This window comes from Thermoactinomyces sp. CICC 10522, from assembly GCF_016055075.1.
GTDB classification, from domain to species: domain Bacteria; phylum Bacillota; class Bacilli; order Thermoactinomycetales; family Thermoactinomycetaceae; genus Thermoactinomyces_A; species Thermoactinomyces_A daqus.
Genome location: NZ_JAECVY010000005.1, coordinates 94534 through 112548 on the forward strand (window position 1 = coordinate 94534; position 18015 = coordinate 112548).

Below are 18015 nucleotides of genomic sequence, written 5' to 3' on the forward strand. Positions count from 1 at the left end.
AACGCGATTCTCCCTTTAAAAAAGAAAAGAATCGCGTTTTTCATAAAAGTTGGAAAGGAGGCATTACTTGTCGGTTTTTCCTCTCCAACCGATAAATTGATGTGCCCGATTGAAAAGCGTAGGATAAACAAATAAGCCCATCAGAATACTGGTCAGTGTCGCCGAAGCAGTAAAAGAAAACATGATCAATAGCTGGTAACGCACAGCTTCAATCGGATTCGTGCCGGCAATGATCAACCCGGTCATCATTCCGGGCAGTTGCACCAGTCCGACTGTTTTAAGTGAATCGACAATGGGAATCGTCCCGGAGCGGATCGCTTCCCTGGTCAGCCGCATGCTTGCCTGACGGCTGGTCGCTCCCAACGATAAGGCAACTAAAATATCCTCACGCATCTGTTCCGCCTGTTGTCTCATCTGATTCAGGACGAGAGAGGAGACAACCATGCTATTACCCACGATCATTCCACTGATGGGAATAAGAACTTGCGGTTTGGCTTGAATCAGGTGTAAAAAGAGCATCATGAGCAGGGTAAAACCGGCGACGATGAAAATGGTCAAAAAAATGCGGCAAAAAATCCAGGGAATTCCTTTTCCCCGAGCAGCCGCGTTTTGGGAGGCGACGGTGATCATCACCAATAAAACCAGCCCGATCCAATACCAATGGTTACTGGTGAAAATAAAATGAAGGACATAGCCGATGCTGATTAACTGAATCGTGGCCCGAATGGTTCCGATGATCAGATCCCGTTCCAGTTTCAAACGAAGCCAGAGGGAAACAAACATGGAAATCAATATAAATCCCAGGGTGGTGACCGTAGCTGTCCAGGTCATCGCTTCATTTCCTCCTGTCGCAAATGCCCGCTTTCCAAATGCCAGACTTGATCTGCGATGCGCCGGGCTTGTTCCGGTTGGTGAGTAATCCATAGCACCGTATGCCCTTTTTCCCGATAGCACCGCATCTCCTGTTCAATCCGTTCCGTGCTCTCAGGGTCAAGCGAAGCTGTTGGTTCATCCAGTAACAGTACATGCGGATTTAAGGAGAGAGAACGGGCCAAATGGACGCGTTGTTTTTCTCCGCCGGAAAGTTTTTCAATCGAACGGGTGAGATACGATTTTGACAGACCAACCCGCTCCAGCAATCGCGCCATTTCTTCTTCGGACATCGATTTTCCTTGTAATTTAAGGGGGTAGTTTAAGTTATCGGCCACGGTTTTGGGAAATAAAACAGCTGATTGAAAAACATGGTGGACTTCTCTCCGCAGTAAAATCGGGTCCCATTCTGAAAGCGGTTTTCCTTTATATGTAATCGAACCGTGATCCGGGTCCTCCAAGCGGTTTAGTAGACGGAACAGGGTGCTTTTGCCGGTGCCCGAAGGTCCCATTAAGGCAATAACCGATTCTGGCGGAATGACTGCACTTACTTCTTTGAGAGGGGTGGTTCTTCCTTCCGGGGAGTCGTATGATTTGGTGACTTCGCGAAGTTCGATCAGCGGTTGACTCTTGGGCAAATGGATCACTCCTGCAAAATGGGATGGTTTATCAATGAAAACTGTCCCGATCCTAATTCACAGTGTATCAATAGTGGATCCGATTTGCCATAAGGGTTTGGACTCTTGGCAAACATAATCTGTGAGAATAAAGCAATCGGGAGCGAGGGGATGCTCCCAGGCTCCCGGTTGCAATGGATGATTATAAAAAAAGAAGAGGAAAAGGGAACAGATTTTCTGGGATGAAGTGACGCTCGCTTGTTTTTTCCTCTTCTGTTTTCTTATTCGACTTTATCCGGGGTTTTACGTCCCTTTCGTTAGTTGTTGTCGCCGCTGGAAACCCTGATCATTGAACCATTGGTAAACATCATGTATAATAACTTAGTTAAAAGCTGTAATTTCCATCTTGTTGAATACAAGCCGAGTATGTGATTTCACCAAATGATGGTTTTGAATGGAGGATTTTTTGGAATGGGGGGCTGAAGTCTGTGACTCAAAACTCCCAACCGTTTTCAATATGCCTGCTCCATCTCATTTTCACGGTGAATCGACTGTTTTTTCATATATGGAAAGGATACTCTCACCAGAAAGGGTGAATAAACATGAGCAAACAAGTAAAGGACTACAGCCAATACTTTGTTGCTCCGGACTTAAAAGCGGCAAAGAAACGCGGAAAAGAAGAAGTGCAAGTGATTCAGTTTGAGGAAATCCCCGAGAATATGCGTGAGGTCGGCAAGGGGAAAAACTATTTGATCGAAACGTACGGCTGTCAGATGAACGTTCACGATAGTGAGACGATTGCCGGGATTCTTGAGAGAATGGGGTATTCCCGGACTGAGCGCGAGGAGGATGCCGACATCATCCTGCTTAATACCTGTGCGATCCGGGAAAATGCGGAGGACAAGGTTTTTGGTGAGTTGGGACGCCTGAAACAGTTGAAGCTGGAGAACCCCGATCTCATTCTCGGGGTATGCGGATGCATGTCCCAGGAAGAAGTGGTTGTCGGACGCATTTTAAAAAGTTACCAACACGTTGACCTGATTTTTGGAACGCACAATATTCACCGCCTTCCGGTACTTCTGCAAAACGCCCTTTTCAGCAAGGAAATGGTGGTGGAAGTATGGTCCAAAGAGGGCGATATTGTTGAAAGCATGCCCAAAGTGCGGGAAGATGGCTTGCGCGCTTGGGTGAATATCATGTACGGATGCGACAAATTCTGCACGTACTGCATTGTTCCGTATACCCGGGGGAAAGAGCGGAGCCGCCGGCCCGAAGATGTGCTGGACGAGATTCGCGAATTGGCGCGCAAAGGTTATCAGGAAGTCACCCTGCTCGGGCAGAACGTGAATGCTTACGGGAAAGATTTTACCGACCGGGAGTATACGTTTGCCGATTTGATGGACGATGTGCGCAAGATCGGCATTCCACGGGTTCGCTTTACTACGAGTCATCCGCGCGATTTTGATGACCATTTGATTGAAGTGTTGGCCAAACGCGGAAATCTGGTGGAACACATCCACTTGCCGGTTCAGTCGGGAAGTTCGGAAGTGCTTAAGTTGATGGCACGTAAATACACGCGCGAACGCTATCTGGAATTGGTTTCCAAAATCAAGAAAGCAATTCCGGATGTGGTGCTGACCACGGATATTATCGTCGGCTTCCCCGGGGAAACAGATGAGCAGTTTGAAGAAACCTTATCTCTCGTCAAAGAAGTCGAATTCGATTCTGCTTTCACCTTTATATACTCGCCCCGTGAAGGAACGCCTGCCGCGAAGATGAAAGATGACGTGCCGATGGAAGTGAAAAAAGAGCGGCTGGCCCGCCTCAATCAATTGCAAAACGAGATCAGCCGGCGCAAAAATGAGGAACTGCGCGGGCAAGTGGTCGAAGTGCTCGTCGAAGGGGAAAGCAAAAAAAATCCGAATGTCCTGTCCGGCCGAACCCGAACCAATAAATTGGTTAACTTTGTCGGGCCTAAACATCTGATCGGAAAATTTGCGTATGTGCGGATTGACGAGCCGCAAACATGGACGCTAAAAGGTGTGTGGGTGGAAGAAAAACCGCTTGCGAAAGTGGGTGGATGAGGTGAATGCCATTCCCGAAAACCATCCCATCCTGGTCGAGGCGCGGAAATTTGCCGAGTTGCTCAGCAGAAGCGAGGAAGTGATCCGCTTTCGGCTGGCGGAAGAGCAAGTCGAAAAAAGCGAGTCTGTGCAGAACAGCATTGCCGCCATCAAGCGCAAGCAAAAAGAATGGGTTCACGCTAAACATTATAAAAAAATGGAATATGCAAAGCTTCTGGAGAAAGAGTTGGATCAGCTTAATCAATATCTGGACGAGATGCCGATCGTTTGTGAGTTCAGGCAGCGCCAGGTCGAAGTGAATGACCTGCTGCAAACCATTCAGCAAGTGCTGGCGGATACTATTTCCAAAAAAATAGAGGTGGAAACGGGCGGACCGGTAAGGAGCGGCTGCGGAAGCGGCGGCCCCTGCAACTGCTCGTAAAAAAAAGGACGTCCCCACGGTTTTTTTCCGTGGGGTTTTTTTGCACTCTAGACGATGGCCCTGCATACACTTGTTAATGAACATGTTTGGAGGAGGGAAGCATATTGTCCTATACAGATAGAGCCGTGGAGTACCGTCAGATAGTGACCAAAGCGGTATGTGGAAAAGGAAGAAAATTTTCGCAAGTGACACATACCATTACTCCGCCGGAAAAATTGCACACGATTCTGGGCGCGTGGGTGATCAACCATCAATATGAATGCAGCAAAGTCGGGGAAGCGGTTGAAGTTCGCGGTAGCTATGATATTAATATCTGGTATTCGACAAAAGGAAACACCAAAACCGATGTTGTCAAAGAAACCGTTTTTTATACAGAGCAGGTTCCGCTGAGCTATTATGACCAAAACACCCGGGATGCCTCAGTTTCAGTTAGTGCCGCTGTGACGCAGGCTCCAAACTGCGTGGAAGCGTCGATCGCCTCACATCATGATGGAGTCGATGTGCGAATCGAAAAGGAGTTTGCCGTCGAAATGATCGGAGAAACCAAAATTTGTGTACCCGTCTACCCGTTGGAATATGCGGAGCTGGATGATAAAGAAGTGGCGAGCGGGTACAGTGAAATGGATGAGTCCTCTTTTGACGATTTGGATCCTGATCTGGTCATCGACGATTTGGAGGACTAGGATTGAGTGTAAAAGATGAAAAATTGATTGCCGGCTGCTGGTTTTGCATCAATCAGCAGCTTATGTTTGCAGAGGGTCGGGTGGTTGCTCCTGATCCTTTTTTTGTGTCACCATCTATCATATGCTTCAATGCTCCGCCCGATTAGACTTTTGTCTTTTGCTAACCATTTTTCCCCGTTCCACATACTATATCAGCATCATGCCCTTGAAGTGAGCAAGAGAGATGGGAAGAAAGGGGAAAGGTTATGGGCACCATTACCCTTCCTTATCTGGCAGTAGATCATGGAAAAGGGATTCGCGATTTCATTGTGGAAAAGCAGAATTTGGCATCGACCATCCGCTTAGAACTGCCGGAAGCAAGCAGGCTATCGGAATACATGCTTGTATTGAACGATGAGAAACAGGTGACGAAGTGCCGGAATTTGGTGGAGCGAAATCGGATATTGCTGATGCATGGCCTGCCTGTGGCAGTGAATGCAACCATATTGAGAGAGTATATTTTGGCCGTTTTCCAAACAAGGGTTTTGCTGATCTATCGTTCAGTAAACAATTCCGCCTTTCTTCCGGCTGCCAAAAAACAAAGACGGGTGACTTACCGGCGCGTTCCCCTGTCGGAACGGACGAGGGAAACGCGCAAAGCGCAGGAATTGGCCATCCGCGCCGTTTATGCACTCGGATTGGACTATGGCGTTGTCAAACTGGGGATTGGCACGGGAAGGAAAATGGTGATTCAGCAAGTGAACCCGTCCCCGCGTTTAAATAAGGAAATGGAAACGGCATATGTGCAGGCGATCACCCAATACATGAAAGGGTGTGCACGCTCCCGGACACCGTTGGAGGAGATTGTTTTGGGGGCAGACCCTGAATTTGTCATGGAATCACCGCAAGGAAAATTGCTGATTGCTTCAAATTATTTTCCCGTTCGCGGCAAGGTGGGATGTGACGCGATCTGGTTGGGTCAAAATCGCTCGCACAAACCGCTTGTCGAACTCAGACCCGACCCGACGCCAAATCCGCGACAGCTCGTTGTGCGCATTTATCAGTCACTCATTTTTGCCAATAAAAAAATGGGAAAAGTTCCGGCCAAGTGGCTGGCAGGTGCCATGCCGTATGAGGGATTTCCGCTGGGAGGGCATATCCATTTCAGCGGCATACAGCCGGATTTTAAATTGCTCCGGGCACTGGATAACTATTTGGCAATGTTGCTCGTGATCGCAGAGGATGAAAAAGGGAAGAGACGGCGTCCCAAGTACGGTTTTCTGGGGGATTTTCGCTATCAGGACTACGGCGGATTCGAGTATCGGACGCCGCCGAGCTGGCTTGTCTCCCCTACACTGACCAAAGGCGTGTTTGTGACAGCGAAGCTGATCGCCGCCAATTATAAACAGCTTCGGTATAATCCGCTGGCCGATGTATCGATGCAGGAAGCCTATTACAAAGGGCGGAAACAGGCGATTGCCGACTGGCTCCCCATCTTGTGGCAAGATCTGAAACAATGCCCGGATTATAAAGTGTACCAGACCTATTTGGATGATTTTTACCATTATCTCGCCTCCGGGATCACTTGGGATGAATCGCAGGATTTTCGCAAATTTTGGCGTTTGCCGCCATACGGCAAGAAAAAAACGGAGCAAACATAATGTGTTGAATGGTCATTCGTGTTACAATGGTGTAATGAAAAACAGAAAAACGGAGGCAGAGAACGTTGGCAAAATATACGCCGATGATTCAGCAATACTTATCGATTAAGGCACAATATCCTGATGCCTTTTTATTTTTTCGTTTAGGCGATTTTTATGAAATGTTTGTGCGCCCATAAGGGTTCTGAGTGAAATCTGCCCCTGGCAAGGCAGTTGGCGGTCGGACGCACGGATGCCAATCGTCAACCAGCTGATCCGAAGGGGAAACCCGACGGGGAGTGTAGCATGCTGGTAAAGCCGTAAGTTGCTGGGTTGCCACAGCACGACTGAACGGCAAGACGAAATGCTGTGAATGAGGATGAAGGCTGGACTGCTTGAAGGATAGCCCGAGCTGGCCGATCATAGCCTGTGACGGAAGGCAACCGGAACGTCACATGGTCAAGCCGCACGGCAGAAAGACATTGCCGGGCGGGGCGTCCCTTGACCAAGCATCTCCGTCGGAGACAAAAGGGCGAACGTCCCATCCGACATCACAGCGCGCCTGTTCCTCAGAATCTAAATGGGGATCACCTAAGGCGGAAGGCTTGTTTGCAGCTATGGCACATGAGGTGTCTGAATATCCGCTATGGTGACGGAGTCTCCGTAGTAGTCCGCGCCAGGGAAAGCCTGGTACATGGCGAAGGGAGACAGCCTGCTGCGTTTAACGCAGGGCGAAGGAAGGAGCGGGAGGCTCCGGGAAAATCCGGCGTCTTGCGTTAACCGGTTTAGCCGTGAAGGTCATCGCACTTTTACATTACATATTCAGCAAAAACAGGCAGGATGAGCAGTTGCCGCAGGAGATGGAGGCTAAACCGGCTCCGGCAGGTGGAGAGCCGTATACGCCGAGAGGTGTACGTACGGTTCGGAGGGAGGGGCGGAGAAACCAATCGCCGCGAGGCGGTCAGGCGCTCGGTTCCTACCCTACTTTGAAGATGCCGAAAAAGCGGCGGAAGAATTGGAGATCACGCTGACAAGCCGCGATGGCGGCAACGAACGAATTCCCATGTGTGGAGTGCCTTATCATTCCGCTCATACGTATGTGGAACGTTTAATCGATAAAGGGTACAAAGTTGCGATTTGCGAGCAGATCGAAAATCCTGCCACGGCCAAAGGCGTCGTGAAGCGGGAAGTGGTCCGGGTGATCACCCCGGGCACGATTATCGAAGAGAATATGCTGGATGAGAGAGAAAATAATTTCCTGCTCACCCTGTCAGGCTCTGAGGGGGAAATGGCCCTTGCCGCGGTTGATCTGTCCACGGGGGAATGGCATGTTACCGAGATGACCGATGGTTTGGAGTTTGTGCTGGATGAAGCATCGAGCTATCGTCCGAGAGAGATTGTCCTTGAGGAAAAACTGGCACAAAACACGGCTCTTCGCGAAAAGCTGGAAACGCGGTTGAAATGCCTGATCACGTCTTTCACCCTGACGCCGCAGGAAGAGGCGGAAGTGATGAAAGAGATGCCCCGGCAATTTCCCGATGCTGCGGACATATGCAAAACTCCGGGACTGGAACGCGTTGTCCGCCTGTTGTTTGCGTATCTGCAACAAACGCAAAAACGGACATTGGGGCATGTTCAGCGTTTGCGCCGCTATGATGCGAAACAGTATATGATGCTTGATGAGTCGGCAAGGCGCAACTTGGAGCTGACGGTGACACTTGCCGACGGAAAAAAGAAGGGTTCCCTGCTGTGGCTTCTTGACCAGACGGCAACGGCCATGGGAAGCCGCCTGCTGAGAAGGTGGCTGGACAAGCCGCTGTTGAGCTTAAGTGAAATTAAGCGGCGACAAAATACGGTCGAATCCTTTTTGTCCGATTTTATTTTGTTGGACGAGGTTCGCGATTTGCTGAAGCAGGTTTATGATCTGGAACGGTTGGCGGCCAGGATTGCTTACGGGTCCACCAATGCTCGTGAACTGGTCAATGTCAAGCGGTCGCTGTCCGTGATCCCGCAGCTGCGCGAGCGTTTAATCAATTCCGGTTCTCGTGAATTGGTTGAAATGGGGGAAGGTCTTGACGAATGTGTGGATGTGCGGGAATGGATTGCCTCTGCGATTGTCGATGAGCCCCCGGTATCGGTCAAAGAGGGAGGAATGATCCGTGAGGGCTTTCATGAAAAATTGGACGAATTGCGGGCAATCCAAAAGGATGGAAAGAGCTGGATCGCCGGACTGGAGCAGCGGGAAAAGGAAAAAACAGGAATCAAATCGTTGAAGATTGGATATAACCGCGTGTTCGGTTATTATATCGAAGTGACCAAAAGCAACCTGCATCTGGTGCCGGAAGACCGTTACCAGCGGAAGCAAACGCTGGCCAACGCCGAACGGTTTATCACTCCGGAATTAAAAGAGCGGGAGCAGATGATTTTAAACGCGTCAGAAAAATCGGTGGAGATGGAGTATGAGATCTTTGCGGAAGTGCGTGCCAAAGTGGCGGAACAAGCAGCCCGTCTGCAGCGGCTGGCCGAATCTGTCGCGGAATTGGATGTGTTGCAGGCTTTTGCTCTGGTGGCCAAAAAATATCAATATACCCGCCCGCGCGTACATGCGGAAGACGGGTTGAAGATCAGGGCGGGGCGCCATCCGGTTGTGGAGGCGGTCACCCCCGGCGGGGAATTTGTCGCCAACGATGCCGATCTGGATGCCAGGGATCGCCAGATTTTACTGATCACCGGCCCCAACATGGCAGGCAAAAGCACCTATATGCGGCAAGTGGCGCTGATTACGATCATGGCGCAGATCGGCAGTTTCGTTCCGGCCGACGAGGCGGAGATCGCCATCGTTGACCGCATTTTCACGCGGATCGGGGCGGCGGACGATCTCATTGGCGGGCGCAGTACCTTTATGGTCGAGATGGCCGAAACGTGTCACGCGCTGAAAGAAGCGACACCGCGCAGTTTGATATTGCTGGATGAAGTGGGACGCGGAACCTCCACTTACGACGGAATGGCGCTCGCGCATGCGATCGTGGAGTATATTCACGACCAAATTGGAGCAAAAACGCTTTTTTCGACGCACTACCATGAATTGACCGGTCTGGAGGAAACATTGCAGCGTTTGGTCAATGTTCACGCTCAGTGTATTGAAAAGAACGGAAAGGTCGTTTTTTTGCACCGGATCATTCCCGGGGGAGCCGATCGCAGTTATGGCATCCATGTAGCGGAATTGGCCGGCCTTCCGGCACCTGTGATCAAGCGGGCGAAGCAGCTGCTTCATGAGCTGGAGGGGCGGATGGAGAGTGAGGCGACGGCCAAAGAAACGACGGCTGAGGATTTGTCCGGCCAGTTGAGCTTGTTTGATTACCAAGGGGTGCAAAAGAGCGATCCGGTTCAGGCGCCGGCTGTCAAAGAGGCGGACGGGATCGGTGCGGAAATTGTTCAGGCCGTTAAAGAATGGGATTTGATGAATAAAACCCCGTTTGAATGCATGCAATTTCTCCATGAGCTGAAACAAAAATTGAACCGATAGAAAATGAAGGGGAGGGGAGAGCAGCATGGGAAAAATTAAAGTGATGGACGACCACCTCGCCAACCAGATCGCAGCCGGTGAGGTGGTCGAACGCCCGGCTTCCGTGGTGAAAGAGCTGGTTGAGAACGCAATCGACGCCGAAGCGACCAAAATCGCCGTGCAGATTGAAGAGGGCGGCATTTCGCTCATTCAGGTTTCGGATAACGGCAGCGGGATGGACAGGGAAGATGCCGTTACGGCTTTTTCGCGGCATGCCACGAGCAAGATCAAGCGAGAGCGTGACCTTTTCTCCATCCAGACGCTCGGGTTTCGCGGTGAAGCGTTGCCGAGCATCGCCTCTGTGGCCAGGGTGACTTTGACGACAGCCCATGACCCCTCCGAACTGGCAACCCGGGTGACGATTGCCGGCGGTGAAGTGCTTGATGTGGAAGATACTTCGCGATCCCGTGGAACGGATGTCGTAGTGAAAGATTTGTTCTATAATACCCCGGCTCGTTTGAAGTACTTAAAAACCGTCAACACTGAGGTTAGCCATGTGGCGGATGTCGTGGGCAGACTGGCGATTTCCCATCCTTCGATCGCGTTTTCCCTCACACATAACGGCCGCGAGTTGTTTCGCACTTCAGGTGATGGAAAATTGTTGCACGCGCTCTATGCGCTTTACGGTAAACAAGTGGCCAGCCGGTTTGTCCAGGTCAGCGGTGAAAATTTGGACTTCCGCCTCAAGGGATATATGAGCAAACCGGAGGTGACCCGTTCGACCCGTTCTTATCTCTCGATCATCCTCAACGGCCGTTTTGTCCGTTCCATCCCCATCACCCAGGCGGTGTTACGGGCATACGGCACGTTGCTCCCATCCGGGCGCTACCCCATCGGTGCCTTGCATATTGAAATGGACCCGATACTGGTCGATGTCAACGTTCATCCTTCCAAGCTGGAAGTGCGACTGAGCAAGGAAAAAGAATGTTGCCAGCTGATTGAAGAGGCCATCAGACAGGCCTTCGGACGTGAGCGGTTTGTTCCCCAGGCCGAGGCACCGCGAAGCAAAGAGAAAAAGCCGATCCAGGAATCACTCCGCTGGGACTTGGCTGCGAGCGAGGCCAAAAAGGCGTACCCGCTTCCCGCGAGCAGAACCGAACCGGATCGTGTGAAGGAAACGGCGCCTAAGCAGGCCGGTTGGGAACCGGAACCCAAGCAGACAAAAGATGAGAATTCGCCTCGTTATCGGTCGGCCCTTTCTTCCTTGACACAGGCAGAAGAAACGCGGAAAGCGGAGAAACAGGAACCGGAGCCCGCACCCGAGGAAAAGGGAACCGGCTTGCCAGACAATGCGGCGGAAACAGAACCCGGAGAGCAACCGGCTGAACCCCGTCTCCCGCACCTGTTGCCTCTGGCGCAGATTCACGGAACCTATATTGTGGCTCAGGCGGAAGACGGATTTTATTTGCTGGACCAGCACGCGGCCCATGAGCGGATTTATTATGAAATCTACTCAAAAAAACTGGGAGAAGAGAATCATAAACAATATCCCCTGCTGGTTCCGCTCACGATCGAATGTTCCCCGGCAGAAGCGGAAGTGCTGGAAAGCCGGCTTGACTATTTGCGCAGGTGGGGATTGGAGATTGAACCGTTCGGTGGCACCACTTTTGTCGTGCGGGCTTACCCAACCTGGTTTCCAAGCGGTCAGCCGGTGGAATTGGTGCATGAAATCATCGAATGGCTGAAAGAACATGGCGAAGTGAATACCGCGATGCTGCGGGACGGAGCTGCGAAAATGATGTCGTGCAAAGCGGCGATCAAAGCCAACCGCCATTTGCGCCAGGATGAAATGGAAGAGCTGCTCCGGCGGTTGAACGACTGTGAGAACCCGTTTACCTGTCCGCACGGCCGGCCGATCCTCATTCATTTTTCTACCTATGAACTGGAAAAAATGTTTAAAAGGGTGATGTAGCATTTTATTTGTCACAACCTCATTTCATCCGGGGAATCGCCAGCAAAAAGAAGCGATGGAATTGGCCGCTTCCCTCGGTGTCCGGTATATCAGCCGGGAACGCGCTTCCCTGCCTGATCTGTTTCAGCAAACAGGACTGGAGCGGGCGGTGATTGTGACCAAGAAAGAGTGGCGCTATGAGGACAAAGAGGGGAATCAGTTTTTCTTTCACCCCAATATGTCCGCCCTGCGCATCAAACAGCTCATCGGCGGGGATACGGATGCGATGGTCTCCGTTGCCGGGATGCGCGAAGGGGATCGCGTATTGGATTGCACCCTGGGCATGGGAGCGGATTCCATCGTCGCTTCCTTTGCGGTCGGCCCTTCCGGCAAGGTTGTGGCCCTGGAAAGCGAGCCGGTGATCGCGGCCATCGTCAAACACGGCCTGCACAGTTATCAGACACAGCGCAAGGAGCTGGACCGGGCCATGCGGAGGGTTGAAGTGATTCAATCCGATTATCGGACCTATTTAAAGCAGTGTGCAGATGAATCATTTGATATTGTCATGTTCGATCCCATGTTTCGGGAGACGGTTAAGGCCTCCGCAGCCATGCAGCAATTAAAACCGCTGGCCAATCCGGCTCCGCTTGATCAGGAATCGGTCGCTGAAGCCGTCAGGGTGGCGAAAAAAGCGGTTTTGCTGAAAGAACGGGTCAAAAGCGGGGAATTTGAGCGGCTCGGCTTTGTCGTTGCGAAAGAATCATCCCAGTTTGCCTGGGGTGTGATCCGGAAAGGGGAGAAGCAGTGAAGCAGGAATTGCTTGTTATCGTGGGACCGACGGCTGTCGGCAAGACGGATCTCAGCCTGACCCTGGCAAAAATGTTTGACGGGGAGATTATTTCCGGAGATTCCATGCAGGTATACAAGGGGATGGATATTGGTACTGCCAAGGCCTCCCCGGAGGAGCAAAGGGCAGCGCCGCACCACATGATCGATTTAATCGACCCTGATGTTCCTTTTTCCGTTCAGGAATTTCAGAAACTCGCCCGGCAAAAAATTGCCGAGATCCATGCGCGCGGGCATTTGCCGATGCTGGTGGGAGGAACGGGATTGTACATTGAAGCGGTGACGCATGATTACGAACTGCCGCATGTGCCGGAAAACCCGGATCTTCGCGAGGAGCTGCGCAATTTGGCCGCATCAAAAGGCAATGAATACCTGCACAGTCGCCTCGGTGAAGTGGACCCGGATGCAGCCGCCAAATTGCATCCCAATGATCTCCGCCGCATCATCCGCGCGCTGGAAGTTTATGAAGTGACCGGAAAACCTTTCTCATCATTGAAAGGGAAAGGAACTTCCCCGTTCGATGCGCTCTGGATCGGGCTGACGATGCCGCGGGAGCTTCTCTATGAGCGGATTAACCGGCGGGTGGACCAAATGATCGAAGCGGGCTTGGTCGAAGAGGTCAAACGGTTGAAAGAGCGGGGTTACCATTTGGGTTTGACCTCGATGCAGGCGATCGGGTATAAAGAAATCATCAGCTATTTAAACGGGGACATCACGCTGGCCGAAGCAGTCGATTCTATAAAAAAAGGAACCAGAAAATATGCGAAACGGCAATTATCCTGGTTTCGCCGCCTCAAGGAGATTCATTGGTTTGATGTGACAGAACCGCAATGTTTGAGAGAAATTCAGCAGCTTGTTGCAGGAAAGTTTCATTTGCCCAGAGAATAGAGTACAATAATGTTAAATGCAAAATACATAGGAGGTTCGGATTTTGAAACAATCGATCAATATTCAAGATACATTTTTGAATCAGATTCGCAAAGAATCTGTCCCGGTGACCATTTATTTGGTCAACGGTTTCCAACTTCGGGGAGTAATTCGTGGTTTTGACAATTTTACCATCGTGATCGACAGTGATGGTAAACAACAAATGGTGTATAAACATGCCATTTCCACCTTTACTCCTGCAAGGCCTGTTTCTTTGATGCCGGCTGAAGAGCAAAAAGAGGTATAAGAGCTTTCCTGTTTACTGTGATGAAGCCAGGCAGGCTTTCCTTTTAAGCTTGCTTGGTTTTCTTTTGTTCACCAAAATCTGGGCGGGCGCGTATACATGGTTTAGCGAACCCGGATCAAGAGGTGAACTCCATGAATCGGAGAGTTCTTAAAGGGATAAATAAAAGCCAAATTCATGTTGTTTTTGACCACCCCAGGCAGGAGATGCAAATTTCCGCCTGTCCCGCCGCTTTGAAGGAAGAGGCATTTGTTCATGAAGAGCACGGCCCTTTGCGCGACTGTATGGAACAGTTGAAGCATTTGGTCGGATTGTCCAAGATCAAAGAGTTTGTCAAAGAGATTTACGCGTGGCTGGAGATTGGCAAAAGAAGGCGCGCGGCAGGCTTGGCCGCAGAACAACAGGTGCTGCACATGATCTTTTCCGGAAATCCCGGAACGGGAAAGACCACTGTGGCGCGTATTTTAAGCCGTCTGTTCAAAGAGATGGGGGTTTTGTCCAAAGGCCATCTTGTTGAAGTGGAGCGCGCGGATCTGGTCGGGGAGTATATCGGCCATACGGCGCAAAAAACGAGGGAACACGTGAAAAAAGCGCTGGGGGGCATCTTGTTTATTGATGAGGCCTACTCACTGGCCAGAGGCGGCGAAAAGGATTTCGGCAAAGAAGCGATTGATACGATGGTCAAATCAATGGAAGACTATAAAAATGACTTTATTCTCATTCTGGCCGGCTATTCCGAAGAAATGGAGCAATTCTTGCGCTTAAATCCGGGTCTTCCGTCCCGCTTTCCCATCCATCTGCAATTTCCCGATTTCCATTTGGATGAATTGATGGAAATTGCCGAACAGATGGTGCAGGAGCGCCAGTACCGGTTGTCGTTAACGGCGCAGGAGAAATTGCGCCAGCACCTTAAGGAGCAAATGGAGCGAAGGGATGAGCAGTTTGGCAATGCGAGGCATGTTCGCAATCTGGTGGAGCAGGCGATTCGCAATCAGGCTGTTCGCCTGTTAAACCTGCGCTATGCCAGCAAGGATGATCTGATGATGCTGAGAGGGGAAGATTTCCAATTTCGGGAAGCGGAAAAAAACCCGCCTGTTTATTCATGGTATAATGAAAGGGCCAAAAACCAGGTTTTTCTTTGAGAAAGGGATGACGTAACGATTTCGATGCTTGAACGAGAAAAAGCGATTTTGGTGGGAACTGGATCCAAACGAAACGAGGCGGAAATCACTTCCACTTTGGAAGAATTGGCCCGCCTTGCCGAGACATCGGGAGCGGAGGTTGCCGGAAAGGTGATCCAGTTTCGTGACCGCCCCGACCCCGCATGGCTGATCGGACACGGCAAAGCACAGGAGATCGCCGAATGGGCGGAGCAGGCGGAAGCGGATCTGGTCATTTTTGATCAGGAGCTTTCCCCTGCGCAAATTCGCAATCTGGAACTGCTGTTTCCCTGCAAAGTGATTGACCGGACCCAGCTGATTTTGGATATATTTGCCGGTCGGGCCCAAACCAGGGAGGGGCGGATTCAGGTGGAATTGGCGCAGCTTAATTATCTGTTGCCGCGCCTTCAGGGGAGAGGGAAAGAGCTTTCCCGTCTGGGGGGAGGCATCGGCACGCGCGGTCCCGGTGAAAAGAAACTGGAAACGGACCGGCGTCACATCCGTCGCCAAATCCGCGCTCTCACCGCTCAGCTTGAAGAGATAAAAAAACATCGCCGTTTGCTGGGGCAGCGCCGTAAAAAGACCGGGGTGACCCAAATCGCTTTGGTCGGTTACACAAATGCCGGGAAATCCACTTTGCTCAACCGTCTGACCGGAGCGGACAGTTTGGCGGAGAACAAACTGTTTGCGACACTTGATCCCCTTTCCCGCAGTTTGAAGTTGCCGGGCGGGGAACAGGTGATTCTCACGGATACCGTCGGATTTATCCGCCAATTGCCCCATCATCTGGTGGCGGCGTTTCGCTCGACGCTGGAACAGGTGAAAGAGGCCGATTTGTTGTTACATGTCGTCGATGCATCGCATAAAGAGGCGGAGGAACAGATGAAGGCGGTGGAGAAAGTGTTGGAGGAACTGGATGCAGCCCATCTCCCGACTCTGATCGTCCTCAATAAAGCCGATCTCCAACCGGAGCTGAACGTCAATCTCCAGGGCAAAGAGGCGATTTCGATCTCGGCTTTTTGCGACGATGATTTGATGCGGCTCAAAGAGAAAATCGCGGCAATGTTGAGTGCGGAGACGGTGACCGGTACGGCGGAAATCCCGATCCACCGCGGAGATTTGATTGCTGCCCTGTATGAGGCGGCAGAGGTATGTTCAAGCAAGGCAATGGATACAAAGATCCGGTTCGAGTTTCGCCTCTCGCGCAAACAACTCGGGAAACTGCCGCCCGCCTTGCTTCAATTTGCCCGTTTAAGCGAGGAATTTTAAATGTGGGAATGATGGATTGGTGTTTAATGAGTTAAAACATGGTGAATGGATTGAACGAAACGTTTTGCAAGTGGAAGAAAAGATCGCTCCAATGATCGCCAAAATCTCGCATCACGTCGATGAGATGCAATGGAAAGTGCTTCAGGTGTTTCGGAAACTCGGGGTAAGCGAGTTCCACCTGCACTCTTCGACCGGCTATGGATATGACGATATGGGAAGGGAGATTTTTGAAAAGGCATTTGCTGAATTGATGGGGGCGGAGCAAGCTTTGGTGCGCCCGAACATCATCTCGGGCACCCATGCCATTTCCGCGTGCCTTTATGGAATCCTGCGTCCGGGGGATGAACTGATCTACCTGACGGGGCGCCCGTATGACACGTTGCAGCAAGTGATCGGTTCAGATAGAGACGGCTCGGGTTCATTGGCCGATTATGGTATTGCTTATAAAGAAATTCCGCTCACCCCTGCCGGAAATATCGACTGGGAAGCATTTGCTGCCGCGTTGACGGACAAGACCAAAATGATCGGGATTCAGCGGTCGCGGGGATATGCCGATCGCCCGTCGTTTACCGTCGGGCAAATCGGAGAGATGGTGAGGAAAATCCGCTCCATCCGGCCTGATCTCGTTATCTTTGTCGATAATTGTTACGGCGAATTCGTGGAGGGACAAGAACCTCCTCATATGGGTGCCGATCTGATCGCCGGTTCCCTGATCAAAAATCCGGGCGGTGGCCTTGCCAAATCGGGGGGATACATTGCCGGCAGGGCGAATTTGGTTGCCAAAGCCGCCTCCCGTCTGGTTGCTCCCGGAATCGGCATGGAAGGGGGCGCCACTTATGGATACTTGCGCGATTATTATCAAGGATTGTTTCTCGCTCCTCATGTTGTCGGCGAAGCATTGAAAGGAGCGGTGTTTACGTCGGCCTTGTTGCAGGAATTGGGATTTCGGACGACCCCGGCATGGGATGAAACCAGAGCCGATATCATTCAGCAGATTTCCCTGGGCAGTCCTGAGTTGCTCATAGCCTTTTGCCAGGGGATTCAATCTTCCTCGCCGATCGATGCCCATATCAAGCCGGTGCCTGATCATATGCCCGGGTATGAAGATCCGGTCATAATGGCGGCGGGAACCTTTGTACAGGGGGCGAGCATTGAATTGTCGGCGGACGGCCCTTTGCGCGAGCCTTATATTGCCTTTATGCAAGGCGGATTAACCTATTCGCACGTGAAAATCGCGATCGTTCAGGCGTTGGAATTTATGATGGAAACTGGAAAATTGGCTGTTCTCAAGCAAAGTGGATAAAAGGAGGAACCGGGGTTGGAAGTGCTTCTGTGGATTGTGGTGGCTGTATTGTTCCTGCTCGCTTTTGCGGGTTTGTTTATTCCTGCCCTGCCGGATGCGCCGCTGCTATTGGCGGGCTTTGCCGTCTACAGTTTCTTTATCCCCGCGGCGGCTCCACTGGGAGTTTCGTTTTGGGTCACGGTGATCATTCTTACCCTTCTTCTGTTTTTGGTCGATTATCTTTCTTCCAGTATCGCCGTGAAAAAGTACGGGGGCTCCGTCTGGTCCGTTATCGCTGCGATTGTGGGGATCATCGTTTTCCCCTTCATCATCGGTCCGGTCGGAATTATTGTCGGACCGTTTGTGCTGGTGCTTTTGCTTGAGTTCATCCTGAAAAAATCTTGGGGAGAAGCCTTTAAAGTGGCCTTTGGCACCTTTGTCGGCTTTGTCGGCGGAGTGTTTATCAAATTTTTGGTGATGACGGGGATGCTGATCTGGTTTTTCGTCCGCATCGGCATTTCATAACATGAAGAGCCT

The 18015-nt window shown here is 51.2% G+C and carries 18 protein-coding genes and 1 pseudogene; 17 read left to right on the forward strand and 2 right to left on the reverse strand.

Annotation, left to right across the window (positions count from 1 at the left end; all coding sequences use genetic code 11):
• Window positions 1-63: 63 nt before the first annotated feature.
• Window positions 64-831 (reverse strand): ABC transporter permease, encoded by a 768-nt coding sequence (locus tag I8U18_RS09430; RefSeq protein ID WP_033099685.1) that lies wholly within the window; start codon window positions 829-831, stop codon window positions 64-66.
• Window positions 828-1508 (reverse strand): ABC transporter ATP-binding protein, encoded by a 681-nt coding sequence (locus I8U18_RS09435; RefSeq protein ID WP_198055763.1) that lies wholly within the window; start codon window positions 1506-1508, stop codon window positions 828-830. The genes I8U18_RS09430 and I8U18_RS09435 overlap by 4 nt, the downstream gene beginning before the upstream one ends.
• A gap of 581 nt (window positions 1509-2089) precedes the next feature.
• On the opposite strand from I8U18_RS09435, the gene miaB reads away from it, so the two are divergent.
• The 17 genes and pseudogenes from miaB to I8U18_RS09520 all read left to right on the forward strand — a co-directional run bounded on the left by miaB (window position 2090) and on the right by I8U18_RS09520 (window position 18003).
• Window positions 2090-3571, forward strand: a complete 1482-nt coding sequence (gene miaB / locus I8U18_RS09440) for a tRNA (N6-isopentenyl adenosine(37)-C2)-methylthiotransferase MiaB (RefSeq protein WP_033099687.1) — start codon at window positions 2090-2092, stop codon at window positions 3569-3571.
• Window positions 3552-3992 (forward strand): YlbF/YmcA family competence regulator, encoded by a 441-nt coding sequence (locus I8U18_RS09445; protein WP_220184938.1) that lies wholly within the window; start codon window positions 3552-3554, stop codon window positions 3990-3992. Before miaB ends, I8U18_RS09445 begins: the two co-directional genes overlap by 20 nt.
• Window positions 3993-4096: 104 nt before the next feature.
• Window positions 4097-4675, forward strand: coding sequence for an outer spore coat protein CotE (cotE, locus tag I8U18_RS09450; protein WP_033099688.1), 579 nt, complete (start codon window positions 4097-4099; stop codon window positions 4673-4675).
• 2 nt (window positions 4676-4677) lie between these two features.
• Window positions 4678-4821 (forward strand): hypothetical protein, encoded by a 144-nt coding sequence (locus I8U18_RS09455; protein ID WP_160173796.1) that lies wholly within the window; start codon window positions 4678-4680, stop codon window positions 4819-4821.
• A gap of 99 nt (window positions 4822-4920) precedes the next feature.
• Entirely contained in the window at window positions 4921-6315 is a 1395-nt protein-coding gene (locus I8U18_RS09460) for a putative amidoligase domain-containing protein (protein ID WP_198064704.1), read from the forward strand.
• A gap of 65 nt (window positions 6316-6380) precedes the next feature.
• Window positions 6381-6482 (forward strand): annotated as a pseudogene (locus I8U18_RS09465) (MutS N-terminal domain-containing protein); the annotation flags it as partial.
• Between the two features lie 421 nt (window positions 6483-6903).
• The gene (locus tag I8U18_RS09470; RefSeq protein WP_160173797.1) at window positions 6904-7074 is read left to right on the forward strand and encodes a hypothetical protein; all 171 of its coding nucleotides are present in this window, start codon (window positions 6904-6906) and stop codon (window positions 7072-7074) included.
• 68 nt (window positions 7075-7142) lie between these two features.
• The gene (locus I8U18_RS09475; RefSeq protein WP_152568467.1) at window positions 7143-7325 is read left to right on the forward strand and encodes a hypothetical protein; all 183 of its coding nucleotides are present in this window, start codon (window positions 7143-7145) and stop codon (window positions 7323-7325) included.
• Complete coding sequence (gene mutS / locus I8U18_RS09480; protein ID WP_232336347.1) at window positions 7310-9820, forward strand: DNA mismatch repair protein MutS; 2511 nt, start codon at window positions 7310-7312, stop codon at window positions 9818-9820. Before I8U18_RS09475 ends, mutS begins: the two co-directional genes overlap by 16 nt.
• Window positions 9821-9845: 25 nt before the next feature.
• On the forward strand, window positions 9846-11771 hold the full coding sequence (gene mutL, locus I8U18_RS09485; protein WP_198064705.1) for a DNA mismatch repair endonuclease MutL: 1926 nt from the start codon (window positions 9846-9848) through the stop codon (window positions 11769-11771).
• A gap of 61 nt (window positions 11772-11832) precedes the next feature.
• The gene (locus I8U18_RS09490; protein ID WP_198064706.1) at window positions 11833-12558 is read left to right on the forward strand and encodes a class I SAM-dependent methyltransferase; all 726 of its coding nucleotides are present in this window, start codon (window positions 11833-11835) and stop codon (window positions 12556-12558) included.
• The gene (gene miaA / locus I8U18_RS09495) at window positions 12555-13484 is read left to right on the forward strand and encodes a tRNA (adenosine(37)-N6)-dimethylallyltransferase MiaA (protein WP_033099692.1); all 930 of its coding nucleotides are present in this window, start codon (window positions 12555-12557) and stop codon (window positions 13482-13484) included. The genes I8U18_RS09490 and miaA overlap by 4 nt, the downstream gene beginning before the upstream one ends.
• Before the next feature lie 43 nt (window positions 13485-13527).
• Window positions 13528-13770, forward strand: coding sequence for an RNA chaperone Hfq (gene hfq / locus I8U18_RS09500; protein WP_033099693.1), 243 nt, complete (start codon window positions 13528-13530; stop codon window positions 13768-13770).
• A gap of 131 nt (window positions 13771-13901) precedes the next feature.
• The gene (gene spoVK, locus I8U18_RS09505; RefSeq protein WP_052153954.1) at window positions 13902-14909 is read left to right on the forward strand and encodes a stage V sporulation protein K; all 1008 of its coding nucleotides are present in this window, start codon (window positions 13902-13904) and stop codon (window positions 14907-14909) included.
• A gap of 24 nt (window positions 14910-14933) precedes the next feature.
• Complete coding sequence (hflX, locus tag I8U18_RS09510) at window positions 14934-16196, forward strand: GTPase HflX (protein ID WP_198059249.1); 1263 nt, start codon at window positions 14934-14936, stop codon at window positions 16194-16196.
• Window positions 16197-16215: 19 nt separating this feature from the next.
• Window positions 16216-17499 carry a methionine gamma-lyase family protein gene (locus I8U18_RS09515; RefSeq protein WP_198064707.1) on the forward strand — a complete coding sequence of 428 codons (1284 nt, stop codon included), beginning with the start codon at window positions 16216-16218 and terminating at the stop codon, window positions 17497-17499.
• A 21-nt stretch (window positions 17500-17520) separates the two neighbouring features.
• Complete coding sequence (locus tag I8U18_RS09520; RefSeq protein WP_370589385.1) at window positions 17521-18003, forward strand: DUF456 domain-containing protein; 483 nt, start codon at window positions 17521-17523, stop codon at window positions 18001-18003.
• Window positions 18004-18015 lie beyond the last annotated feature (12 nt).